Source organism: Sphingomonas sp. BL-S-29 (genome assembly GCF_055521495.1).
In genome coordinates, this window is the sequence record NZ_CM145482.1 from 5,066,104 (window position 1) to 5,090,771 (window position 24,668).

A 24,668-nucleotide genomic window follows, 5' to 3' on the forward strand; every position below is an offset into this window, starting at 1 on the left:
GCGCGGCTCATTTGCCGGCCCCCCGCTTGCGGGGGCCGACACCCGCGATCCGCAATTTGATCAGGTCGCGGGCCTCGAGGTCCCTCCCCCCGTCCTGGCCAAAGGCACGGACATAGTCGGGCGTGACGCCGAAGATGCGCATCTGGATCAGCGTCTCGGGGGTGAGGTCACGCAGGCCGAGGGCGCGCATCGACCGCACATAATCGGGTGTGACGCCGTGAATGCGAAAGGCGAGCAGATTGTCCCGGCCGATCCGGTCGAACCCGAGCCGGGCATATTCCCGGATCGCGTCGGGCGTCACCCCGTGGATCTTGAACGCGACGAGCGTTTCGATCGCACCGCCCTTGTAACCCGTGTTCGCGAAGCCGCGCACCAGGTCCGCGGTGATATGGAAGATGCCGAGCTGGACCATTTCGTCGAGCGTGGGCGTTGCCCAGCCCTCGGCGTGCAACGCATCCAGCACGTCAAACGACACGCCACTCATAATGAGAACGAAGCTCTGCTCGCCGTTCGGCCGGGCGATGCCGCGCGCCGCGAGCCGATCGGCAAAGGCGGCGCTCGGGGCCAGCGAGCAGGTGCCGTCCGCGCGGCGATCATGGCTGAGCCCTTCGCATGAAAGCGTGCCTGCAGGACGCACCAGGCGAAACTGGACGCGTCCGCCGCGGTCGAAGGCGTCGCGCACCAAACCATCCAGATCGGACAGCGGCAGCGACTGGGACCAGTTGTTGCGTTGCTGCCGCCCGGCATGGCGCTCGACACGCAGTTCGATGTCGGCGGCGCCACTGGGGCGCAGTTCGAAGTGGAGGCGATCAATCGTGGCGGGCGGGGCGGCGGATGCGCAGCAGGCAAGCAGCATCGCGGACGCGAGCAGGGAACGAAGCATGGCAGGGTCTCCTGGTGAGGGCAAAGCGGTGCCCTTCGCCCCGGAAGGGGGCGTTCGGGCAGTGCGATTTCTGGACGTGCGGTGGGGCGGAGGCGGGTGGCCGTTACGAGCTCGTTACGGGTCGTCGCTCTCCCTATCGGGGTCGAAGCCTACGGCTTTCAGCCCCGTCAGCTTGTCGGGCGAGGTGACGTCGATCCCGCGCGCCCTGAGCTTGCGCACATATTGGGGCGTGACGCCGAGGCTGATCATGCCCTGATAGTCGTCGAGCGAGCCGTTGACGCCGAGCTTGCGCATCGCGCCGATATAGGCGGGATCGATCCTGAGAGCCCGCGCGCCGAGCAATTGCTCGAAGGTCCCCGACAATCCCGCAGCGCGCATGTCGCGGACATAATCGGGCGTGACGCCCAGCGATCGTGCCTGCACCAGCTGGTCGGGCGTGAGGTCGGGCCAGCCCGCCTGCGCCATGGCGTGTTTATAGTCGAGCGTGACGCCGGCGGCGCGCATCTCGATGATCTGATCGACATCCACTCCTTGAGAACCGCGATCGGACGAGCCCGTTTGTGGGGCCGCGACAGCGCGAGCAGACAGTTTCTCCTGCAGGGCCACGTGCAGCGCAGGGCTCGTCTCGACCAACGCACGGCCAGTAGCGGCAGCGGGAGCAGGTGCCGATGCAATGGTCGCGGTATGTGCCGGTTCGGACGCGGTCGAGCCGGCCTGGCTCGGCGCGAACGTCACCGCGGCAAGCGGCGCGGCCATGGTGAGCATGCCCGCGGCGAACCCCGCCACCCACGACTTGCCCGAAGGCTGGCGCGCCGGACTGATATCGAGCACCCGCGCCACGCGGCGGCGCAGTGAATTCTTCGCCGGCGCGACACCGTGAGCACCGAGCAGCACCCCCCGGCATTCGTGGCGGGCGACGCCAATAAGCAGTTCGGCATAATCAGGCCCGTCAATGTCGGCGGCGAGCACGGCATCGTCCGCTGCTTCTTCGCGCAACTGATGCGCTTCGCGCGCCAGTACCCAGGCCAGCGGATTGAACCAGAAGGTGGCGGTGGCGACACGGGCGAGCATCAGCTTGGCCCAATCGAGCTGGACGACATGCGCGAGCTCGTGCGCGATGATCGCCTCGGCCTGTTCCGGCGCGCGGGCGGCGGCGTCGCTGAGCAGGATCGTCGGGCGCATCAGGCCCCAGCTGATCGGCGAGGCAAGCTCGTCGCTTCTGAGCAGCGCCGTGCCGCTCTTGAACCCCATCCGCCGCTGCGCCCGGGCGAGCGCGGCCAGCCATTCGGGCTCGACCAGCACTTCCGCCCGCTCGCGCAGTCCGACGAGGCGAAACAACGCAGCAATAGTGAGCAGCAGCAATGCCGCGGTCGGCACCAGATAGGCATGCCGCGCCATGACCATCACGGCATCGCCGAACCGCGAAGGCTGTTCAGATATGGCCTTGGCTTGCTGGTCTGCCTGTGAGGGGACGGCCCTCCCGCTGGTCAGTGCGGCTTGTGGGGCCGCGATGCCGGGTGGCGCCGTGGCCTCGACGAAGCCCGCCACGGACTCGGGCAATGGCAAGGACAGCGACGGCAGCGCCAGGCCCGCAAGCGGCAGCGCGACCAGCGCGAACAATCCGAGATGCGCGATGGTCGATCTCTCGGCGGCCGAGCGGCGATGATTCAGGCGCAACAGTAACAGCGTCGCTGCCGCGACCAGCAGCGATTTGAGCGCGAGGAGCAGCACGGCCATCGTTATTCCCCCCGGCCCTGCGCCCGTCGCGCTTCGGCGATCATCGCCTCGAGAACGTCGAGCTCGCGCGCATCGGGCTGCTGCGCCATGCCCAGCAGCGCGCTGGCGGCACTGACCGGCGATCCGTTGAAGAAGGTGCGCACCACCTGGCTGAGCGCGGTCCGCCGCGCCTGGGTGTTGGGCAAGGTCGGCGAGAAGACAAATCCCCGGTCGCTCTCCTCGCGGTGCACGAAGCCCTTGTCCTCGAGCCGCTTCAGCATCGCGCGCACCGCCGACCCGGTAAGCCGGTCCGGCAATGCATCGCAGATTTCCGAGACGGTCCTCGCGCCCCCTTGATAGAGCAGGTCGACGATCTGGCGCTCGCGGGGCGGCAATTGCGAAAGCATGGCTTACCTCATTGGCTACAAATGTAGCGTGCTACATTTGTAGCGCGAGCGCAAGCGGTAGTTTCAGTGAGGTTCCAGGCCGATCCGCATCGTCAGCACCAGGGATCCACCCGGCGGCAACAGATCGAACATCGCGCCCGGCCGGTTGAACGCGTCGGGCAGATGGCTGACCGGTTCCAGACAGCAGAAGCTCTCGCCTTCCGGGTGGAAAAGATGCAGGTCGCGCGCGCCCCTGGCAGTCAGGCGGACGACATGGTCGCCGCGGTCGAGCGTCGCACGCCCGTCCCATCGCTCATAGCTGTGGTCGATGAAACCGGCGTCGGAGATCGAGGCGCCGGCTGCCCAGTCCCCGAAATGGTCGGCGGCAACGGCCTCGCTCGGGATCTGGAGGGCGTCCGTCAGCCATAGCCTGGCGGCGTTGAGGCGCAGGCGCGTCCCCGGCGGGATCGCGAAATAGGGGTGCAGCCCGATCCCCGCCGGCATCGGCTCGCGCGACGCGTTGGCGAGCGTCAGGGTCACGCACAGCCCGTCCTCGCCGAGGCTGAACACCTGCTCGGCGCGGTAACGCCACGGCCAGCCACCGCCCCCGTCATGGACATGGATGAGTCGCGCCCGGGCGGAGCCTGCTTCCACGACCTTCCACGGACGCTGCCAGCCGAAACCGTGCAGGGTGTTGGGGTGATCGCCGAAATTGAGCGGCAGGACGATGTTGCGCCCGCTGAAGCGAAACCGCCCGCGTGCGATGCGGTTGGCATAGGGCACGAGCGGGAAACAGGCGCTCTGCAACGGATCGGTGACGCCGTCCGCCGTGGGGCGCAGGATATCGGCGCCCTCGAATTTCAGGCTGCCGATCGCGCCCCCGAGCGCGGGGAGGAGCGTCAGCGCCCACCCCGCGCCCGAGAGCTCGATCATGTCAGCCTTCCATCGCTTCCAGCTCGCGACCCTTGGTCTCGTTCACCAGTGCCTTCACGAAGAAGAAGGAGATGAACGCGCTCGCGGCGTAGAAGCCATAGGTGACCGGCAGGCCGATGTTCGAGGCCATCCAGGGGAAGCTGACGCTGATCAGGAAGTTCGCGCCCCATTGCGCGAGGCCCGCTACGGCGAGGCCCGAGCCGCGGATCTGGTTCGGGAACATTTCACCGAGCATGACCCACATGATCGGGCCCCAGCTGAGGTTGAACAAGAACGAGTAGGCGAGCGCGCTGCCGAGAGCGATCTTGCCGATCATCGGCGACATCTCCGGACCATGTGCGCCGACCGTCGCGGTCGAGAAGGCATAGGCCATCAGCGCGAGTGTGACGGCCATGCCGACCGAGCCGATCAGCAGCAGCGGCTTGCGGCCAACCCTGTCGACGATGGCGATCGTCACCAGGCAGGCGGCAATCGAAACCAGCCCCGAGATGATGTTGATGATCAGCGCGTCATTCTCGCTATAGCCGACCTGCTGCCACAGCACCGACCCGTAATAGAAGACGATGTTGATGCCGACGAACTGCTGGAACACGGCAAGGCCGATGCCGGCCCAGACGATCGGGCGGACCTTGCCGTTCGCATCGAGCAGGTCGGCGAATTTCGGCCGGTGATGATCGGCAGCGAGGCTGTCGCGGATTTCGGCGACTTTTGCGCGGGCGGCGTCGGTGCCGAACAGCTTCGTCAGCACCACTTCAGCCTCGGCATCGCGGCCCTTCATCGCCAGATAGCGCGGGCTTTCCGGGATCAGCAGCAAGGTGAAGAGATAGAACACGGCCGGGATGACCTGCAGCCAGAACATCCAGCGCCAGGCCGGATAATCGAACCACAGATTCTGGGTCGAGCCGCCGGCACTGTGCGCCAGCGCGTAATTGGCGAAAAAGGCGCCGGTCAGGCCGGTGATGATCATCACCTGCTGGACGCTCGACAGCCGGCCGCGGATGTTCGCGGGCACGACCTCGCTGATATAGACGGGCGCAAGCACGCTGGCCGCGCCGACGCCGAGGCCGCCGATGATCCGGGCGAGGATGAACATGATCGACGAGGTTGCGGCACCGGCACCGAGCGCGCTGATGATGAACAGAACGGCGGCGATCATCATCACGCCGCGGCGGCCGATGACATCCGCGAGGCGACCCGCGATGAAGGCGCCGGCGGCACAGCCCAGCAGAATTGCACCGACATTGAGGCCAGTGCCGAGCTTCGACAGGTCGAAGGCCTTGTTCAGCCCCTCCTGCGTGCCGTTGATCACGCCGCTATCATAGCCGAACATGAATCCGCCGATCGTCGCTACCGCCACGATCAGCGCGATAAAGGCCATATTGACCCGTCCCGCCTCTGGTGTTGCCATGGTCTTGTCCCTCTCCGTTCCTGTTCTACTTGTTATGCGCTGACCCGAAGTGACGCCTCGGTCACCGGCAGCCCCGGCACCGCGACGTCGAACGCGAACAGATCCCCTGCCTCAGGTTGCCCCGCCAGCGCTTCCGCGTCGAGCCCCTTGCGGGCGGTCGTGACAAAGGCAGTCTTCAGATCGGGACCGCCGAACGCGATCTTGGTGACGTTCGAGACCGGCAGCTTGACCGTCTCGAGCAACGCGCCGTCGGGCGCATAGCGGCGCACGCCCCAGCCGAAAAACAGGCCGGTCCACACGCAACCCTCGCTGTCGACGACCGGGCCGTCGGGATAGCCCGCGCCCTCCTCGATCGTCGCGAAGACGCGCATCGCGCCGAGCGAGCCGTCGTCATGGACGTCAACCGCATGGATGATCTTGCCGAGCGTATCGGTGTGATAGAGCGTCCTGCCATCGGGCGAGACGGTCGGGCCGTTGGTGATCGAGACCGGCGGCAGGCCGGTATCGACCACGCCGTTCGCGTCGAGCGCGTAGAGGCGTCCGCTCAGATCGGCTTCGCTGTCGTCCATCGAGCCGAACAGGATGCGGCCGCGCGCGTCGGTGGTCGCATCGTTGAGGCGGTTGCCGGGCAGATGCGCTTCCGGCCTATGCAGCGGGGTAAAGCCGCCGGTCGCCGAGTCGAATCGCTCCACGCCGCGCTGCATGCCGACGATGAAGCCGCTGTCCTGTTCCGGCAGGACCCAGCCGATCTGCGACGGGGCGTCCCAATGCTTCAGCGCACCGGTCGCCGGATCGAAGCGGTAGATCCGCTTCTCCTTGATATCGACGAACCACAGCGCGTTTTCCCGCGCGACCCAGACAGGTCCTTCGCCCAGCGTCGCCCCGACGCTGCAGACCCGGCGCGGCGAGCCTGCGACCATCTCAGCGCCAGCCGGCATCGACGAAATAATCGTGACCGGTGCACATCTTCGCATCGTCCGACGCGAGAAACAGCACCAGCGCGGCGACGTCGGCGGGCTGGATGCGGCCGTCGAGGCACTGCGCCGCGACGATCTCCGCCTCGCCTTCGGGCGTGTACCATTTCTCCTGCCGCGGCGTCTGGACGTTGCCGGGCACGATGGTGTTGACGCGGATATTGGCGCGGCCGAGATCGCGCGCCATGCTGCGCGTCATGCCTTCGATCGCTGCCTTGGCGGTCTGGTACAGGACCAGGTCGTTCAGGCCGAGATGCCAGCTGATCGAGCCGAAGTTGAGGATCGCGCCGCCGCCCGCGCGCTTCATCGCCGGCACTACTGCCTGGGCCGCGAAGAACTGATGGCGGAGGTTCACCGCCATGCGCTCGTCCCAATATTCCGGGGTAACGTCGTCGATCGTGTGGCGATCGTCGTTGGCGGCGTTGTTGAGCAGGATATCGACCCCGCCAAGGCCCTGTTCCAGCTCAGCCATCACGGTCTTGAGCGCGGCGATGTCGGTCAGGTCGAGATGGCGATAAAGCGGGGCATGCTTCGCGCCGGGGGTCAGCCGCTCGACCACCGCCCGGCTGGCGTCGTCGGCGATATCGACGAACGCGACCTTCGACCCTTGCGCGACGAATGCCTCGACGAGGCCTTCGCCGATGCCGCTGCCGCCGCCAGTGATGATGACGCACTTGTCGGCGAGGCTGGGATACAGTGCGCGGGGTGCGCCAGCGACTTTTGCCTGCAGCACGGATTCAGTCTCCAGAATATGCGTCATGATACGGCCAGCAGACCCCGACGCGCGAGATTGCGCATCAGGTCGCCAATGCCGAATTGCCAGGGCGGCGCCGCCTTGGACGTGGTCACGCGGTTGACGAGGCGCCCGATGCGCGGCGTCGAGATGGTCACGACATCGCCCACCTTGTGGGTGAAGCCGTGCTTCGGCACGTCGCGATCCTGAGTCGGCGCGAACAGGGTGCCGAGGAACAGTACGAAGCCATCGGGATATTGATGCTCGCTCATCGTGTGCCTGAGCAGCGCTTCCGGATCGCGGCTGATCTGGTTCATCGAGCTGATGCCGGTGAGGCGGTAACCCTCGGGACCTTCGATCAGCAGCTCGACTTCGGCATTGCGCACATCGTCTAGCGTGAAGCCCTTATCGAACAGCCGCACGAACGGGCCGAGCGCGCAGGACGCGTTATTGTCCTTGGCCTTGCCGAGCAGCAGTGCCGAGCGGCCTTCGAAATCGCGCAGATTGACGTCGTTGCCGAGCGTCGCGCCGATCGCGGCACCCGTCGAATCGGCGAGCATCACGATCTCGGGCTCGGGATTGTTCCAGGTCGAATCGGACCGCACCCCGATCTCGCCGCCATAGCCGATGGTCGAAAGCACGGGGGATTTGGTGAACACCTCCGCATCCGGGCCGATCGCGACCTCGAGATATTGCGACCACATGCCGTCCTCGATCAGCGCGGTCTTCATCGCCGCCGCCTCGGGCGAGCCGGGGACGACGGCGCGCAGGCTGCCGCCGATGATATCCTCGAGCCGGGCGCGGACATCGGCCGCGGCACCCGCGTCGCCGCGCGCGCGCTCCTCGATCACGCGCTCGAGCGCCGAGACCGCGAAGGTCACGCCGGCCGCTTTCACGCATTGCAGGTCGATCGGACTGAGCAGGCGCAACGCCGCGTCCGGGCCAGTGCCGAGGTCGAGCGAATCGAGATCCCCCAGCGCCACGCCGGCGCTCGCGTCAAAGGCCTTGTCCTCGATCAGCGCCGACACCGTCGGTGCCACTTTCGCCATGTCATGCGCGACGCCGCCGGCGATCAGGACCGGGCTCGGCCCCTCCGCGCTGGCGATGCGGCCGACAAACAAACCCTCGCGCCAATCCGCTGGCAGCGCATCCGCCACCGCAAAGCCCCCGTCAGCCATCCCACTCCGCTCAACAACGTTCTTGATAGCGCTACCATTGAGCGCTGCCGTTGCCCTGTCAAGGTCTCCAATAGTCGGTAATCGCGAAGAGTGGCGCTTCAAGCAGCGCGGAGGTCACCGGTAACGCGGGCGGTCGAACCAGTCGGCGAAATCGTCCCATGCGCCGGACACGGAATCGGGAAAGACGGCGGGGCGTTTTTCGAGGAATGCGCCCACGCCCTCGCGCGCATCGGCGCTGGCGCCGCGTAGCCACATCACCCTGCTTTCGAGGCGGTGCGCGTCCATCGGATGCTGCGCGCCGAGGCCGGCCCAGAGCATCCGGCGCATCAGCGAGACGGAGACCGGTGCGCTCTCCGAGGTCAGGTCGCGGGCAAGCGCGCGAGCGGCGGGGAGCAGGTCGTCGGGCCCGTGGACACTACGGACGAGTCCGCCACGCAGTGCCTCGGCCGCGTCGAACAGACGCGCCGAATAGCACCATTCGAGCGCCTGGCCGATGCCGACCAGGCGCGGCAGAAACCAGGTCGAGGTCGCCTCCGGCACGATCCCGCGCCGGGCGAAGACGAAACCGAATCGCGCAGTGTCGCTCGCCAGGCGGAAGTCCATCGGCAGGGTCATGGTGACGCCGACCCCGACCGCCGGGCCGTTGATCGCGCCGATCACGGGCTTGAGCGACTCGAAGATGCGCAGCGACAACATGCCGCCGCCGTCGCGCACCGCCGGGTTCGACCAGTCGATGCTGCCATCCGGATCCACCGGCGACTCGCCATCGACCCAGCGACCGCCGCGTTTTTCATAATCGAAGGTCGCACCGCCCTCCGACAGATCGGCGCCGGCGCAGAAGGCGCGGCCGCTACCGGTGACGATCACTGCCCGGACGGCATCGTCGGCATCGGTTGCGTCGAAGGCGGCGAGCAGATCGTCGAGCATCGCCTTGTTGAAGGCGTTGAGCTTGTCCGGCCGGTCGAGCGTGATCGTGGCGATCCCGTCCGTATCGGTCTCCAGCAGGATCGTCTCGAAGTCCCGGCTCATGCGGCCGGGCACTTTGCTCCGCTTTCGACCCATGCCCTGGTCAGCGCGCCGAACTCGGCCTGGGTGCCGGGCGCGGGTGTGCGGCCCTTGCCGGGGTGCCAGCCCCAGCCGACCAGCACGTCCGTGCCATTATGCTCGATCAGCTGCTCGAGCGTCTTGTGGCCGTTGCGCGCCGGATCCTTGATCTGCGCGCAGATCTCGGCGAGCGACTTGCCTTCCCATGCCATCGAGATCGGCGCCAATGCCCATTTGCGATTGCCCGGAATGCTGCCCTCGCCATTGGCGAAGTCGACATTCTCGCGACCATGGCAGGTGGTGCATTCCATGCCCGATGCGCCGAAATTATACGGGCCGCGGGCGATCGGCGGGCTGTGCGGATGCATATCGTCGCCCTGAAGCGGCCGATCGGTCCGGGGGTGGCAGTTCACGCAGCGCGGGCTCTGGATGACCTTGCCCATCTCGCGGAACAGCGCGACCGAGCGGGCATCCTGATTCGCGATGCCGGCAAAGGCCGACGGGGCTTTGAGCGTGACCGGCGCGTCCTTGGCCATGATGGCGACGGGCAGCGCGACGACCGCGACGACCAGGGCGAGAAGGCGCGGGTTCATGCGTTTTCTCCATGAGCGAAGGGAAGTCTGCGCACGGCCTTGCCGGTCAGCTTGCGCCAGGCATTGGCGAGGGCGGGCGCGAGCGGCGGCACGCCCGGCTCGCCGACGCCGGTCGGCGCTTCGGTGGAGGCGATGATCGCGACCTCTACCTCAGGCATCTCGCCGATGCGCAAACTGCGATAGGTGTCGAAATTGCCCTGCGCGACGGTGCCGCCCTTGCCCAGCACGAGCTCCGCATAGAGCGCATGGCCGAGCGCGAAACCGATGCCGCCCTCCATCTGGGCGCGGATGACATTGGGGTTGACCGCGACGCCGCAATCGACCGCGCACCACACCTTGTGCACCTTGGGCAAGCCGTCCGCGCCCTTCGACACTTCGACGACCTGCGCGACATAGGTATTGAACGCCTTGTGCGTCGCGACGCCGCGGGCGCGGCCGGCCAGGACCGGGCCACCCCATTTCGCCATCTCCGCGACGCGCCGTAGCACCGCCTTTTCGCGCGGTTCCTTCATCAGTTCGAGCCGCCCTTCGACGGCATCCTTGCCACCGAGCGCGAGCAATTCGTCGATGAAGGTCTCGACGACATAGGCAGTGTGCGTATGGCCGACCGAGCGCCACCAGTTGGTGGTGACGGGGCTCTTCATCAGATGCGCGCCGACGCGGAAATTGGGCAGGTCGTAACTGCCCTCGCTCGCGCCCTCGGTCATCGTCGAGTCCTTGCCGTCCTTGACGATCATCTTCTCCATTGCGGTGCCGATGACGAAGGACTGAATGGCGATGACCTGATCCCAGCCGACGATATTGCCCCTGGCGTCGATGCCGCCGCGCAGCTTGTGCACGGTCATCGGCCGGTAATAGCCGCCGCGGATATCATTCTCGCGCGTCCAGAAGAACTTGACCGGCGATGCCCCGCCCCAGGCCTTGGCGACCGCCCCGGCCTCTTGCGGGAAGGCCATGTCGGAGGTGGTGCGGCGGCCGAAGCTGCCACCGGCATATTGCTGATGCAGCACCGCCTTTTCGGGCGGGATGCCGAGCACGCCGGCGATGATGCTGGTTTCGGTCGCCTGGAACTGCGACCCCATCCACACATCGAGGCGGCCGTCCTTGACCTCCATCACCGCATCCATCGGTTCCATCGGCGCATGGACGAGATAAGGCAGCTGATAGGTCGCCTCGATCATCTTCGCCGCGCCCTTCAGCGCCGTGGCGGGATCGCCCTTCTTCTCATATTCGACGCCCGGTTTTTCGACCTCGGCGCGGTATGCGCGGAACAGTTCTTCGCTGGAGCGCAGTTCGGCCGCAGCCAGATCCCAGTCGACCTTCAGCGCGTTGCGGCCCTTCATCGCGGCATAACTGTCCTTGGCATAGACCACGACGCCCTGGGCAATCGTCTTGACCCCGACGACGCCCGGGGTGGCGAGCGCCGCCGCGTCGTCGACCGACTTCACCTTGCCGCCAAACGCGGGGGGATGGAGGATGACGGCATGGACCATGTCCGGACGCGCGATATCCAGCGTGAAGATCGCCGTGCCGTTGGACTTGATGGCGGAATCGACCTTGGGCACGTCGGTGCCGATCAGGGTCCATTTGTCCGGCGTCTTGAGCACCGGCTTGGCCGGCGGCGTCATCGCCGCGGCCTCGGCCGCAAGCTCACCGAAGCTCGCCTTGTGGCTGCCGCTGCTGACCACGCCCTTCGAGACTTTCACGTCCGCGGCCGGCACGCTCCAGCGTTTCGCCGCCGCATCGACCAGCATCGCGCGCGCGGTGGCACCGGCGCTGCGCATCTGCATGAAGCTGTTGGCGATCGCGGTCGATCCGCCCGTCGCCATCGTGCCGAAGAACAGGTTCGCGTAGAGCTTGTCGTTGTTGGTGGCGTGTTCGATGCGCACCTGCCCCCAGTCCGCGTCCATCTCGTCCGCGGCGAGCGTGGCGAGGCCGGTGGCCGGTCCCTGGCCGAACTCGATATGCTTGATGACGATGGTCACGAGATTGTCGGGCGTGACCTTGACGAAGGCATTGGGCTGGAACGGCGTGCCGGGCGCCGCCGCGAGGCTGCGGCCCATCGGCAGAGCGAGCCCGAGCACGAGGCCGGTCGACTGCAGAAAGCCGCGGCGCGAGGGGACAAAAGCGTTCATGCGCTCTTCTCCATCGCGCTCGAGGCATCCTTGATCGCCTGGCGGATGCGGACATAGGTCGCGCAACGGCAGATGTTGCCGGCCATGCCCTGGTCGATATCAGCGTCGGTCGGCTTGGGCTTGGCGGTGAGCAGGCCGATCGCCGACATGACCTGGCCCGACTGGCAAAAGCCGCATTGGGGCACGTCGATCTTGACCCAGGCGGCCTTCACTGCCTCCGACCGCGCATCGGTCGCGCCCTCGATCGTCACGACCTTGCGGCCCGCGATCGTGCCGATCGGCGTCACGCACGACCGACGATTCTTGCCGTCGAGATGCACGGTGCAGGCACCGCATTGCGCGATCCCGCAGCCATATTTGGTGCCGGTGAGCCTCAGATGATCGCGCAATACCCAGAGCAGCGGGGTATCGGGATCGCCATCGAACGAAGTCTTGACCCCGTTCAGGATGAACTCGGTCGCCATGGTGCGTCTCCCTATTCTTGCCCGCTCGGTACAGAATAGGCGGTACCGGGCCGGTTGCGCAATCGAAAGGAGCGGCAATCCAACGGTTTTTCGATGGAGGGCGTCATCGGGTACCGCGCCGGGCCCGCTGACATACCGTCACCACGCGGCTGGCAGTTGAACTCACTGCCCATCGCCGTCTATGCCGCGTCGCAGCAAGAAAGGCTGTCCTGGTGCGGATTGCGATCGTCGACGAAAGCGCCGCGCGTGCCGCGGTGATCGAGGAAGGCCTGCGCGACGCGGGCCTGACCGACGTCGCCTTGTTCAACGAACGGCTGGGCATCGCCGCGCGGCTCGAGGCGTTCGCCCCCGATGTGGTGCTGATCAATCTCGCCAACCCCCACCGTGACGAGCTGGAGGAGTTGTTCGCGCTGTCGCGGGCGATGGCGCGCCCGGTCGCAATGTTCGTCGACCAGAGCGACACCGCCGGCATGGAGGCGGCAATCGATGCCGGCGTCTCGGCCTATGTCGTCGACGGACTGAAGAAGGAACGGATCAGGCCAGTGCTCGAATTGGCGATCCGGCGCTTCCGTGCCTATTCGCGGCTGCGCACCGAGCTTGACGAGGCACGCAGCGCGCTGGCCGAACGCAAGGCGATCGACCAGGCCAAGGCGCTGCTGATGATGAAGCGCGGGATCGACGAGCCCGCTGCCTATGCCGCGCTGCGCAAGGCCGCGATGGATAGCGGCCGGCGGATCGGCGACGTGGCCGACGCGATCGTCACCGCCGACCGGCTGATGGGGGACCTATGAGCAGCACGCCATTCCGCATCGGTTTCCTGCCGCTGGTCGACGCCGCCCTGCCGATCCTGGCGCGCGAGCTCGGTTTCGCCGAGGAGGAGCGGATCGACCTGACGCTGGTGCGCGACATGAGCTGGGCGACGGTCAACGACCGGCTGCTCTACGGCCATAGCGATGCCGCGCATCTGCTGGCGCCGCTGGCGATCGCGACGACGCTCGGGCTGGGCCGCCCGGCGACGCCGATCTCGGTACCGTTCGTGCTGGGGCTGAACGGCAATGCGATCACCTTGCGGCCCGATCTGGCCGAACAGGTCACGACGATCGGCCGGCCCGGCGACGTGACGGCAATCGGCGCGAAACTGGCGACCATCGTCCGGGACGGCGGCAGGCGGCTGCGCTTCGGCGTGGTGCATCGCTATTCTAGCCATGACTACATGCTACGCTACTGGCTGGTCGGCTGCGGCATCGACCCGGACCGCGATGTCGAGATCGTCACCGTCGCGCCGCCCTTTGCCGCCGATGCGCTGGCGAGCGGCGAGGTCGACGGCATCTGTGTCGGCGAGCCATGGAACAGCGTCGCGGTGGATCGCGGCGCGGGCGTGATCGTCGCGGTCACCTCGCAGATCTGGCTGCGCGGCGTGGAGAAAGTGCTCGCCATGCGCACGGCGCGCATGGAGGAAGACCCGGACCTGACCAAACGCCTGATCCGCGCCTTGTACCGGGCGGGCATTGCCTTTGTCGATCCGGCGCGCCTCGACGAGATCGCCGACGTGCTTGCGCGGGCGGCGTATCTCGACGGGTCCGCGGCACTGATCCGCCGCGCCATTTCCGACCAGATCCTGTTCGCGCGCGGTTTCCCCGCGGTCCATGTGCCCGACTTCATGTTCCAGCACCGCGAGGCGGCGAATTTCCCCTGGGTCAGCCAGGCGGCATGGCTTTATGCGCAGATGTGCCTGGCGGGGCATACCGAGGCCAATGAGGCGGATTACCGTGCGGCGCAGCATGTCTTTCGGCCGGATGTCTATCGCGCCGCGCTCCGTCCGCTCGGCGTGCCGTTGCCCGGCGCCAGCTCCAAGCTCGAAGGCGGCATTGCCGATTCGCTTGGCGTGGGCACGACTCAAGGCAGACTGATTCTGGGTGCCGACCGGTTCTTCGACGCGCGCAGTTTCGATCCCGATGCGCTGGAAACGTACCTGTTAGGGTCGCATCGGCCCTGATTTACGCTGCGATGCAAAAAAGGCTTGCATCGAATCGCGATCCGCGTCAGCTTTCACTCGACCGCCGGATCGCTGCAACGAGGTAGCACCCGGCATCACCGAAAATTCAGGCAAAGTCGCCGTCCGGCACCGTTTCGCAACGGTCGTCGCGGCGGCTTTTTTGCGTTTGCTCGAAGGGGATCGAGACGATGACGCAAGTGCAGGCACTGGACAGGCCGGTCGTGGAACGGCCGTCACCAGCGACGATGATCGCGACCGACCGCAATGGCGGTTTCTGGCAGGTGGGGCATCGCCCCACGCTGATCGCCGCCTTTCTCTATTTCGATCTCGCTTTCATGGTGTGGGTGCTGCTCGGTCCGCTCGCACCGATCATCGCCGCCGACCTCGCGCTGACCCCCGCCCAAAAGGGCCTGATGGTGGCGGTGCCGACCCTGGCGGGCGCGGTGCTGCGGCTGGTCAACGGGGTGCTGGTCGACCGGATCGGCCCGAAACGCACCGGGGCAATCGGCCAGATCATCGTCATCGCCGGGTTGCTGGCGGCCTGGGCGTTCGGGGTGCACAGCTTCGCCGGCACGCTCGCTGTGGGTGTGGTGCTCGGCTTTGCCGGGGCGAGCTTCGCGGTCGCCCTGCCCCTCGCCTCGCGCTGGTACCCGGCCGAGCATCAGGGCAAGGCGATGGGCATTGCCGGCATGGGCAATTCCGGCACCGTGCTTGCCTCGCTGTTCGCGCCGCTGCTCGCCAAGGCGTTCGGCTGGAACGCGGTGTTCGGGCTCGCGGCGATCCCGCTCGCCGTGGTGTTCGTGCTGTACATGGCGATGGCCAAGGACGCGCCCGACCGGCCGGCGCCGAAGAAGCTCGCTGCCTATCTGGCCGTGCTGAAGCAGGCCGACGCCTGGTGGTTCATGCTGTTCTACGGCGTGACCTTCGGCGGGTTCGTCGGCCTTGCCGCGAGTCTCTCGATCTATTTCACTGACCAGTTCGCGCTGAGCCCGGTGATGGCGGGATATTGTACCGCGGCCTGTGTGTTCATCGGGTCGCTCGTCCGCCCGTTCGGTGGCGCGACGGCCGACAGGATCGGCGGCGTGAAGACGCTGACGGTCGTCTATGGCCTGGCCGCGGCGACGCTGATCGCGATCAGTACCGCGCCTGCCTCGCTCGTCGGCACCATGGCCTTGTTCCTGCTGGTGATGGCGACGCTTGGCTTCGGCAATGGCGCGGTGTTCCAGCTGGTGCCGCAGCGTTTCCGCCATGAGATCGGCGTGATGACCGGGCTGGTCGGGTTCGGCGGTGGTGTCGGCGGCTTCTATCTTGCTTCCTCGCTCGGCTTCGCCAAACAGCTGACCGGCAGCACCGCGACGGGTTTCCTGATCTTTGCCGGGCTGGCGCTGGTCGCTTTGGGCGGGCTGACCTTGGTCAAGGCACGCTGGCGCAGCACCTGGGGCGCGGCCGCCGATGGCGTGCAGATCTGATGCGTGCGTTCATCCTTTTGGCGGGACTGGCATCGACACCGGCGCTTGCCGGGCCGGTCACGCTGAAGCCGCTGATCGATGCGCGGCTGCGGTACGAGCATGTCGACCAGGCGCCGCTGGCTCGCGATGCCGATGCCGTGACGATGCGTATCCGCAGCGGCGTGGAGGCCAAGGCCGGCGATTTCGCGCTGCTGGCCGAAAGCGAGGCAGTGCTAGCGCTGTCGGAACATTATAACAGCGGACTCAACGGCAAGACCGGTTTTCCGCTGGTGCCCGACGCGCAGAATATCGAGCTGAACCGGCTGCAGCTCCAGTATCGCGGGCTGCCCAAAACGGTCGTCACGGTCGGGCGGCAGCGGATCAATCTCGACGACCAGCGCTTCGTGGGATCGGTCGGCTGGCGCGACAATGAGCAGACCTTCGACGCCGCGCGGATCGAATGGTCGGGCGTGAAGAACCTCAAGGCGGATGTGACCTATGCCCGGGCCGACCGGACCATCTGGGGGATCGATGGCGGCAATCGCTATGGCCCGGCGCGCTACGCATCGATCGGCGGCGACAATGTCTTTGCCAATCTCTCCTTCACGACGACGCTCGGCACGCTCACCGGCTTTGCCTATCTGGTCGACCAGAACCGTTCGCTGGTGCTGCGCAACAGCAGCCAGACCTATGGCGCGCGCTTCGCCGGAGGCCGCGCGATCGGGCCCAAGGCTAGGCTGACCTATCTCGCCAGCTATGCGCGACAGAGCGACCATGGCCGCAACCCGAACCATTATGCCGCAAGCTATTACGCCGGCGAGATCGGGCTGGAGCTGGCCGCGTTCAAGCTGGGCGGTGGCTATGAGGTGCTCGGCGCCGATGAGGGCGTCGCGCTGACCAGCTTCCAGACGCCGCTCGCGACCTTGCACAAGTTCAACGGCTGGGCCGACAAGTTTCTCGTTACCCCGCCCGACGGGCTGCGCGATGCCTATGCCTCGGCGGGCTATGGCTGGAAGAAGATCGGGCCCTTCGCCTCGATCGACCTCACCGCCGCGTACCACCGCTTCGACAGCGACCGGGCCGCCCAGCATTATGGCGACGAGATCGACCTGCAGGCGAGCGTCAAGCGCGGGCGGTATACCGCGCTCGCCAAATACGCGTCCTACGCCGCCGATCGCTTCGCGACCGACACCACCAAATTCTGGCTCTCCCTGGAGTGGGCGATATGACCCCTGACAAACCGCATCTTGTCGTCATCGGCAACGGCATGGCCGGGTGCCGCGCGGTCGAGGAAATCCTTGCGCGCGACGCGGACAAATACCGTATCACCATCTTCGGCGCCGAGCCGCGGGTGAACTATAACCGCATCATGCTCTCCCCGTTGCTGGCGGGCGACAAGGTGTTCGAGGACATCGTGATCAACGATCACGCCTGGTACGCCGATAATGCGATCGACCTGGTCGCGGGCGATCCCGTGGTGGCGATCGACCGGGCCGAGCGCACCGTCACCGCACGGTCGGGCCGGGTCGAGAGGTACGACAAGCTGCTGCTCGCGACGGGTTCCGATCCCTTCATCATCCCGGTGCCGGGGCACGATCTGCAGGGTGTCGTTACCTTTCGCGACATGGACGATGTCGGCGCGATGCTGCGCGCGGCGTCGGCCGGGGGCGATGCGGTGGTGATCGGCGGCGGGCTGCTCGGGCTCGAGGCAGCGCATGGCCTGTGCCTGCGCGGCATGAAGGTGACGGTGCTTCACCTGATGCCGACCCTGATGGAGCGGCAGCTCGACGAAGCCGCCGGCTGGCTGCTGAAGGAAGAGCTGGAACGTCGCGGGCAGACGATCCTGACCGGGGCCGATACGGCGCAGATCATCGGCCAGGGCAAGGTCGAGGGCGTGCGGCTGAAGGACGGGCGCGAGATTCCCGCGAGCCTCGTCGTGATGGCAGTGGGCATTCGCCCCAATGTGAAGCTGGCGCGCGATGCGGGGCTCGCGATCGGGCGCGGTATCCATGTCGACGACCATCTCGTCACGTCGGACGCCGACATCCTCGCGGTGGGCGAATGCGTCGAGCATCAGGGCCAGGTCTACGGCCTGGTCGCGCCGCTCTGGGAGATGTGCCGCAGCCTCGCCGACGGGCTGGTCGCGACGCCAAACGGCTATGGCGGATCAGTCACCTCGACCAAGCTCAAGGTCTCCGGGATCGACGTCTTCTCGGCGGGCGATTTCTCGGGCGGCGAAGGCTGCGAGGACATCGTCATGCGCGATGCCTCGCGCGGCATCTACAAGCGCGTCGTGGTCAAGGACGACCGACTGATCGGCGCGGTGCTCTATGGCGATACGCAGGACGGCAACTGGTATTTCGACCTGCTGAAACGCCAGGAGGATGTCGCCTCGATCCGCGACGCGCTGATCTTCGGCCAGGCCTTCGCCTCGGGAGGAGGGGCATCGGCAAACCCTAATGCGGCCGTCGCGGCGATGGCCGACGACGGCGAGATCTGCGGCTGCAACGGGGTGTCCAAGGGTAAGGTGGTCGCGGCGATCGAAGGGGGCGCCTGCACGCTCGACGCCGTGCGGGCCTGCACCAAGGCATCGGCCTCGTGCGGATCGTGCACCGGGCTGGTCGAGGGGCTGCTCGCGATCACCATGGGCGATGAGTACGCCGGCGAACGCGCCGCGCCGACCGTGTGCAAATGCACCAGCTTCACGCACGAGGATGTCCGCCGGCTGATCGTCGAGAAGTCGCTAAAGGCGATCCCGCAGGTGATGCAGGAGCTGCACTGGACCACGCCCGACGGCTGTTCCGCGTGCCGGCCGGCGCTCAATTATTACCTGCTGTGCGCCTGGCCGGGCGAGTTCGTCGACGACAACCAGTCGCGCTTCGTCAACGAGCGGATGCACGCCAACATCCAGAAGGACGGCACCTATTCGGTCGTGCCGCGCATGTGGGGCGGGGTGACCAACCCGAAGGAGTTGCGCGCGATCGCCGATGTCGCCGAGAAATATCAGGCGCGCATGGTGAAGGTGACGGGCGGGCAGCGGCTCGACATCTTCGGTATCCGCAAGGAGGATTTGCCCGCGGTCTGGGCCGATCTCAATGCTGCGGGCATGGTCAGCGGCCATGCCTATGCCAAGGCGCTGCGCACGGTGAAGACCTGTGTCGGCTCCGAATGGTGCCGCTTCGGCACGCAGGATTCGACTGGCCTCGGCATCAGGATCGAGCAGATGACCTGGGGCAGCTTCATGCCGCACAAGTTCAAGATCGCGGTGTCGGGTTGCCCGCGCAACTGCGCCGAAGCGACGATCAAGGACGTGGGCGTGATCTGTGTCGACAGCGGGTATGAGCTGTCGATCGGCGGCAATGGCGGCATCAAGCTGCGCGGCACCGATTTCCTCTGCAAGGTCGCGACCGAGCAGGAAGCGATGGATTATTGCGCTGCCTTCATCCAGCTCTACCGCGAGGAAGCGCGCTACCTCGACCGCACCGCGCCCTGGGTCGAGCGGGTCGGGCTCGATTATATCCGGCAACGCATCGTCGATGATCCGGTGGGGCGCGAGGCGTTGCGGGCGCGGTTTCTCTATTCGCAGAGCTTCATGCAGGATGATCCCTGGGCGAAACGCGCCGCGGGCGAGGACTGGAAACTCCACCAGCATCTCGCCGAGATTCGGCCGGCCCCCACGCCAGTTCCCGCCCGCAAGCTGGAGGTCGCGTGATGGAACCCGAATGGCTCGATATCGGTCCGGTCGACCAGCTTCCGGCGCTAGGCGCGCGCACCCTGCCGGTGCGGGGCGGACGCGAGATCGCGATCTTCCACACCGCCAATGGCCAGGTCTATGCGCTGGCCAATCAATGTCCGCACAAGGCCGGGCCGCTCAGCCAAGGCATCGTCCACGACACGACGGTGACCTGCCCGCTGCACAACTGGCGGATTTCGCTGGTGACGGGCGAGGCGCTGGGCGCGGACAAGGGGTGCGTGCCGGTTATTCCGGTGAAGGTGGACGGGGGACGGATTTTGATCGGGCGCGCTGCCGCGCTTGAGGGGGTCGCGTCGTGATCACTCCCCTCCCTGGAAGGGAGGGGCTGGGGGTGGGTGCGCGCGTCTGCGCGCCCAATAAAACTCGTCGCGACATGATACAAAGCTTCGAGGGGGCATCGAGCCCCCTCGAAGCTGACCCACCCCTTGCCCCTCCCTTTCAGGGAGGGGAATGATGGTCAAAACCACCTGTCCTTATTGCGGCGTCGGCTGTGGTGTGGTCGCGACTCTGACAGGCGACCGGATAGCGGCTATAAAAGGCGACCCCGACCACCCCGCCAATCGCGGCAAACTCTGCTCCAAGGGCACGCATCTCGGCGAGACGATCGGGCTGGACGGGCGCTTGCTGCACCCGATGATCGGCTGCCGAAAAGCCGGCTGGCACGAAGCGCTGGACCTCGTCGCCAGCCGTTTCGCCGCGACGATCGCCCAATATGGCCCGGACAGCGTCGCCTTTTACGCCTCGGGCCAGATGCTGACCGAGGATTATTACGTCGCCAACAAGCTGATGAAGGGCTTCATCGGCACTGCCAATATCGACACCAATTCGCGGTTGTGCATGGCGAGCGCCGTGGCGGCGCATGTCCGGGCGTTCGGCGAGGATGTGGTGCCGTGCAGCTATGACGATCTCGACGCCGCCGACCTGATCGTGCTGGTCGGATCGAACACCGCCTGGTGTCACCCGATCGTCTGGCAACGCATCGAGGCTGCACGAGCGACGCGCGGCACGAAGCTGGTGGTGATCGACCCGCGCCGCACCGAGACCGCCGAGCGGGCCGATCTCCACCTCGCCATCGCGCCCGACAGCGACGTCGCGCTGTTCGCCGGGCTGCTCGCCGAGATGCGGTCGGTCTGGCGGCTCGACGGGCGCTACCTTGCCGAGCATGTCGTGGTGCCGGAGGGGTTCTGGAAAACCCTGCCTGCCGGCGATGTGGCGAAGACCTCCGATATCGCGCCCGCCGACCTGCAGGCGTTCTACGACCTGTTCGCCGAGCATCCGCGCACCGTCACCCTGTTCAGCCAGGGGGTGAACCAGTCGACCAGCGGCACCGACAAGGCGAATGCGATCATCAACCTGCACCTCGCGACCGGGCGCATCGGCAAGCCGGGTGCGGGGCCGTTCAGCATCACCGGCCAGCCCAATGCGATGGGCGGGCGCGAAGTCGGCGGGCTCGCCTCGATGCTGGCGGCGCATATGGGGTTCAGCGATGCGGAGCGCGACCGGGCGCAGCGCTTCTGGCAGTCGCCGACGATCTGTCCCGGGCCCGGGCTGAAGGCCGTCGACATGTTCGACGCGATGGCCAAGGGCAGGATAAAGGCGGTGTGGATCATGGCGACCAACCCCGCCGTCTCGCTGCCCGATGCGCGTATGGCGCGGGTGGCGCTGGCCAATTGCCCGTTCGTCGTGGTCTCCGATTGCATCGCGGCGACCGACACGAGTTTCTACGCTCAGGTGAAGCTGCCCGCGACCGGCTGGGGCGAGAAGGACGGCACGGTCACCAATTCCGAACGCCGCATCTCGCGCCAGCGTGGCTTCATGACGTCACCGGGCGAAGCGAAGCCAGACTGGTGGGCGATCGCCGAAGTGGCGAGGCGCATGGGCTTTGCGGGGTTCGACTATCCCGACGCGGCGAGCATCTTCCGCGAATTCGCCGCGCAGACCGGGTTCGAGAATGACGGCGCGCGGGTGTTCGATATCTCGGACAAGGCAGCGATGTCGAACCAGGATTATGACGCGATGGCGCCGTTTCAATGGGGCGGCGCCTCGCCCTTTGCGACGCGGGATTATGCCACGCCCGACGGCAAGGCGCGGCTGGTGCCGGTCCGCCACGCCCCGCGCGACGATGGCAACCGCGCCTTTCCGCTGCGGCTCAACACCGGGCGCTATCGCGACCAATGGCACAGCATGACGCGCACCGGCCTGTCGCCGAAACTGTCGCAACATCGTCGCGAGCCTTTGCTCGAAGTGCATCCCGACACCGTCCAGCGGCTCGGCCTGGTCGATGGCGGGCTGGCGCGGGTGCAGACGGCGCAAGGGTCGAGCGTCTTTCGCGTCGCCAGCACGCCCGACCAGCGGCGGCGCGAGTTGTTCGTGCCGATCCATTGGACCGACCAGACCAGCGGCGGCGGCCGGGCGGGGTTGTTGCCGGGGCGCGACCGCGATCCGGTGTCGGGCCAGCCCGGCTTCAAGAATACGCCGGCGACCGCCACCCCGTACAAGCCGGGGTGGAGCGGTTTCCTGCTATCGCGCGACCTCCCGGCCAAACCCGATTGCGCTTACTGGACGCTGATCCGCACCGCGAACGGCTGGCTGACCGAACTGGCGGGCGACGGCGATATCGCGGCGCTCACCGCGCTGTTGCCCGAGGGCGAGCGGGCCGAGATGCTCGACACCAAGCGCGGTGTGATCCGATCCGCGGTGATGGTCGATGGCGCGCTCCGGGCGGCCCTGTTCATCTCGCGTAGTGGCGGACTGCCGCCGCGCGACTGGCTGATCGCGCAGCTCGGCCAGGCGGATGCCGCGCCGTTCGAACTGCTCGCGGGGCGCCCCGCCACGCCGGCGCCCGATCGCGGCAGGATCATCTGCGTCTGCTTCGATGTCGGGCTCAACACCATCCTCGACGCGATTGCCGGGCAACGCCTGGTCAGCGTCGAGGCCGTCGGTGCGGCGATCAACGCAGGCACCAATTGCGGATCGTGCCGCCCCGCCATCGCCGCCCTGCTCCCACCGCAAAAGGAAGCCGCTTATGGTTGAGCTCATCGCCCCCGGCGAAGTCTGGCTGGTCGGGGCCGGCCCCGGCGACCCCGATCTGCTGACGCGCAAGGCCGGGGGGCTGATCGCCGCTGCCTCGGTGATATTCCATGATGCGCTGGTCGGGCCGGGCGTGCTCGACCTGATCCCGGAGCATGTGCGCCGCGTGCCCGTGGGCAAGCGCGCCCGGCGGCATTCGCGCACCCAGGAGGCGATCAACGGGCTGCTGGTCAGGGCAGCGCTCGATGGCGAGCGCGTCGTGCGGCTGAAAGGTGGCGACCCGTCGGTCTTCGGGCGGTCGGCGGAAGAGATGGACGCGCTGGCGCTGGCGGGGGTGCACGCGCGCATCTGCCCCGGCATCACTGCGGCCAGCGCCGCCGCCGCGAGCGCGGGGGTGTCGCTGTCGCTGCGCGGATCGGCGCGGCAGGTGCGCTTCGTCACCGCCCAGGCGCAGGCGGGCGAGGCGATCGATCTCGACTGGAGCGCGCTGGCCGATCCCGGCGCCACGCTGGTCTTCTATATGGGCGGGAGCGCCGCACCCGAAATCTGCCGCAAGCTGATCGCGCATGGCCTGTCCGCCGCGACACCGGTGCTGATCGCCAGGGATGTAAGCCTCGCCGAGGAACGGCTGGTCCATACGCGGCTCGACCTGTTGCCGATCGCGATCGGCACCGCGACGGGCGGGCCAGCGCTGATCCTGATCGGCGAAGCGATGCGCGCGCGCCGCGCGGCCGACCTCGATGCGATCCTCGACGCGGCGCGCCGGCATGTCTGACCTTGCTTTCGCTCTCCGCCCGAGCACAGCCTGCCGGGCCACGCTCGACTTCGACGCCGCGATCGCGCATATGGCGGCGGCGGCAACACCGCTCGGCCAGGAACGGGTGGCGCTGGCCAATGCCGCAGGCCGCATCCTGGCGAGGCCGGTGGCGGCACGGCTCGATTCTCCGCGGACCGACCTGGCGGCGATGGACGGCTATGCGGTTCAGGGGGCGCCGGCTGCGCGGCTGAAAATCGTCGGCGACTCCTTCCCTGCCCGCCCGTTCCGCGCCGCGATCGGTCCGGGCGAAGCAGTCCGTATCTTCACCGGCGCGCCGATGCCGGAAGGCGCCGACCGGGTGATCGTGCAGGAACGGGCGGTGCGGCACGGCGACGAGGTCGCCGTCCCCGCTGCCGAGAGCCGATGCCATGTCCGGCCGCGCGGATCCGATTTCGCGGCAGGCGAGCTGCTGCTGTCCCCTGGCCGGCGGCTCGATGCGCGGGCGATGCTGATCGCCGCAGCGGCGGATGCGGCGACCCTGACCGTGTGGCGAAAGCCCCGGGCCTTCATCCTTGCGACCGGCGACGAACTGTCGCTGCCGGGCTTGGCCAGCGGCGGCATGTTGTCGATCCCCGACAGCACCTCGCTCGCCATCGCGTCGCTCGCAACCGAATGGGGCGCGACGATCTCGGGCATGGCGCTGGTGCCCGACGATCGCGACATGATCGAAGCGCAGGCGCAGGTCGCGATGGCGGAGGCGGATGTGCTGATCGTCACGGGTGGCGCCTCGGTCGGCGAGCGCGATTTCTCGCTCGGAGCGTTGGGTGCGCTTGGTCTCGACCGGGTCTTTGCCGGCGTGGCGATCAAGCCGGGCAAACCCGTCTGGTATGGCCGGGCAGGCAGTACGCAAGTGCTGGGGCTACCCGGCAATCCGACCGCCGCACTGGTGACCGCTCGCCTGTTCCTTGTGCCGTTGCTGTGCCTGCTCAGTGGCAGGCCGACGGCCGCGGCGTTGGACTGGCGACCGGCAGCGCTTGGCGCGCCGCTGGCCGGAGCGGGGAATCGCGAGAGCTTCCTCTGCGGTGACTGGGACGGAAGCGCCGTCAGGGCACTCGACCGGCAGTCGGCCTCGTCACAGGCCAGTCTCGCTTCGGCCAATGTGCTGATCCGGCGCGGGCGCGACGCCCCGGCCGAGCCGGCCGGCGCGTCCGCCATGATCCTCGACTTCTGATACGG

21 protein-coding genes are annotated in these 24,668 nt (G+C 67.3%); 9 read left to right on the forward strand and 12 right to left on the reverse strand.

Translation table 11 applies throughout. The features are described from left to right. Positions 1-7 precede the first annotated feature (7 nt). From ACZ1I2_RS23855 to ACZ1I2_RS23910, 12 genes are all read right to left on the reverse strand, one after another. A complete protein-coding gene (locus ACZ1I2_RS23855) occupies positions 8-883 on the reverse strand; it encodes a hypothetical protein (RefSeq protein WP_465175580.1) in 876 nt (291 codons plus the stop codon). 114 nt (positions 884-997) lie between these two features. Then, positions 998-2,620, reverse strand: coding sequence for a M56 family metallopeptidase (locus tag ACZ1I2_RS23860; RefSeq protein ID WP_465175579.1), 1,623 nt, complete (start codon positions 2,618-2,620; stop codon positions 998-1,000). Positions 2,621-2,622: 2 nt separating this feature from the next. After that, positions 2,623-3,006 carry a BlaI/MecI/CopY family transcriptional regulator gene (locus ACZ1I2_RS23865; protein WP_465175578.1) on the reverse strand — a complete coding sequence of 128 codons (384 nt, stop codon included), beginning with the start codon at positions 3,004-3,006 and terminating at the stop codon, positions 2,623-2,625. A gap of 63 nt (positions 3,007-3,069) precedes the next feature. Next, positions 3,070-3,918: an aldose 1-epimerase gene (locus tag ACZ1I2_RS23870; RefSeq protein ID WP_465175577.1), complete on the reverse strand. Its 849-nt coding sequence runs from the start codon at positions 3,916-3,918 to the stop codon at positions 3,070-3,072. A gap of 1 nt (position 3,919) precedes the next feature. Beyond that, positions 3,920-5,326: a sugar porter family MFS transporter gene (locus ACZ1I2_RS23875; RefSeq protein ID WP_465181547.1), complete on the reverse strand. Its 1,407-nt coding sequence runs from the start codon at positions 5,324-5,326 to the stop codon at positions 3,920-3,922. A gap of 32 nt (positions 5,327-5,358) precedes the next feature. Then, a complete protein-coding gene (locus ACZ1I2_RS23880; protein WP_465171719.1) occupies positions 5,359-6,246 on the reverse strand; it encodes an SMP-30/gluconolactonase/LRE family protein in 888 nt (295 codons plus the stop codon). 1 nt (position 6,247) lies between these two features. Further along, the gene (locus ACZ1I2_RS23885) at positions 6,248-7,030 is read right to left on the reverse strand and encodes an SDR family NAD(P)-dependent oxidoreductase (protein WP_465181674.1); all 783 of its coding nucleotides are present in this window, start codon (positions 7,028-7,030) and stop codon (positions 6,248-6,250) included. Positions 7,031-7,056: 26 nt separating this feature from the next. After that, on the reverse strand, positions 7,057-8,211 hold the full coding sequence (locus tag ACZ1I2_RS23890; protein ID WP_465171717.1) for a fumarylacetoacetate hydrolase family protein: 1,155 nt from the start codon (positions 8,209-8,211) through the stop codon (positions 7,057-7,059). A gap of 114 nt (positions 8,212-8,325) precedes the next feature. Next, positions 8,326-9,240: a crotonase/enoyl-CoA hydratase family protein gene (locus tag ACZ1I2_RS23895; protein ID WP_465175576.1), complete on the reverse strand. Its 915-nt coding sequence runs from the start codon at positions 9,238-9,240 to the stop codon at positions 8,326-8,328. Then, positions 9,237-9,848: an Isoquinoline 1-oxidoreductase subunit gene (locus ACZ1I2_RS23900; protein ID WP_465175575.1), complete on the reverse strand. Its 612-nt coding sequence runs from the start codon at positions 9,846-9,848 to the stop codon at positions 9,237-9,239. Before ACZ1I2_RS23900 ends, ACZ1I2_RS23895 begins: the two co-directional genes overlap by 4 nt. Beyond that, on the reverse strand, positions 9,845-11,983 hold the full coding sequence (locus ACZ1I2_RS23905) for a xanthine dehydrogenase family protein molybdopterin-binding subunit (RefSeq protein ID WP_465175574.1): 2,139 nt from the start codon (positions 11,981-11,983) through the stop codon (positions 9,845-9,847). Before ACZ1I2_RS23905 ends, ACZ1I2_RS23900 begins: the two co-directional genes overlap by 4 nt. Then, a complete protein-coding gene (locus tag ACZ1I2_RS23910) occupies positions 11,980-12,447 on the reverse strand; it encodes a (2Fe-2S)-binding protein (protein WP_465175573.1) in 468 nt (155 codons plus the stop codon). Before ACZ1I2_RS23910 ends, ACZ1I2_RS23905 begins: the two co-directional genes overlap by 4 nt. Positions 12,448-12,659: 212 nt before the next feature. On the opposite strand from ACZ1I2_RS23910, the gene ACZ1I2_RS23915 reads away from it, so the two are divergent. The 9 genes from ACZ1I2_RS23915 (at position 12,660) to ACZ1I2_RS23955 (ending at position 24,663) form a co-directional block, all read left to right on the forward strand. Then, positions 12,660-13,238: an ANTAR domain-containing response regulator gene (locus ACZ1I2_RS23915; protein ID WP_465171712.1), complete on the forward strand. Its 579-nt coding sequence runs from the start codon at positions 12,660-12,662 to the stop codon at positions 13,236-13,238. After that, on the forward strand, positions 13,235-14,443 hold the full coding sequence (locus tag ACZ1I2_RS23920; protein WP_465171711.1) for an ABC transporter substrate-binding protein: 1,209 nt from the start codon (positions 13,235-13,237) through the stop codon (positions 14,441-14,443). Before ACZ1I2_RS23915 ends, ACZ1I2_RS23920 begins: the two co-directional genes overlap by 4 nt. 245 nt (positions 14,444-14,688) lie before the next feature. After that, the gene (locus ACZ1I2_RS23925) at positions 14,689-15,912 is read left to right on the forward strand and encodes a nitrate/nitrite transporter (protein WP_465173863.1); all 1,224 of its coding nucleotides are present in this window, start codon (positions 14,689-14,691) and stop codon (positions 15,910-15,912) included. Beyond that, positions 15,912-17,120 carry an alginate export family protein gene (locus ACZ1I2_RS23930; protein WP_465175572.1) on the forward strand — a complete coding sequence of 403 codons (1,209 nt, stop codon included), beginning with the start codon at positions 15,912-15,914 and terminating at the stop codon, positions 17,118-17,120. Before ACZ1I2_RS23925 ends, ACZ1I2_RS23930 begins: the two co-directional genes overlap by 1 nt. After that, positions 17,117-19,603, forward strand: coding sequence for a nitrite reductase large subunit NirB (gene nirB / locus ACZ1I2_RS23935; RefSeq protein WP_465175571.1), 2,487 nt, complete (start codon positions 17,117-17,119; stop codon positions 19,601-19,603). Before ACZ1I2_RS23930 ends, nirB begins: the two co-directional genes overlap by 4 nt. Continuing rightward, the gene (gene nirD / locus ACZ1I2_RS23940) at positions 19,603-19,944 is read left to right on the forward strand and encodes a nitrite reductase small subunit NirD (RefSeq protein ID WP_465171708.1); all 342 of its coding nucleotides are present in this window, start codon (positions 19,603-19,605) and stop codon (positions 19,942-19,944) included. Before nirB ends, nirD begins: the two co-directional genes overlap by 1 nt. A gap of 151 nt (positions 19,945-20,095) precedes the next feature. After that, the gene (locus ACZ1I2_RS23945) at positions 20,096-22,678 is read left to right on the forward strand and encodes a molybdopterin-dependent oxidoreductase (protein ID WP_465175570.1); all 2,583 of its coding nucleotides are present in this window, start codon (positions 20,096-20,098) and stop codon (positions 22,676-22,678) included. Next, on the forward strand, positions 22,671-23,450 hold the full coding sequence (cobA, locus tag ACZ1I2_RS23950) for a uroporphyrinogen-III C-methyltransferase (RefSeq protein WP_465175569.1): 780 nt from the start codon (positions 22,671-22,673) through the stop codon (positions 23,448-23,450). Before ACZ1I2_RS23945 ends, cobA begins: the two co-directional genes overlap by 8 nt. Beyond that, positions 23,443-24,663 carry a molybdopterin molybdotransferase MoeA gene (locus tag ACZ1I2_RS23955; RefSeq protein WP_465175568.1) on the forward strand — a complete coding sequence of 407 codons (1,221 nt, stop codon included), beginning with the start codon at positions 23,443-23,445 and terminating at the stop codon, positions 24,661-24,663. The genes cobA and ACZ1I2_RS23955 overlap by 8 nt, the downstream gene beginning before the upstream one ends. Positions 24,664-24,668: the final 5 nt, after the last annotated feature.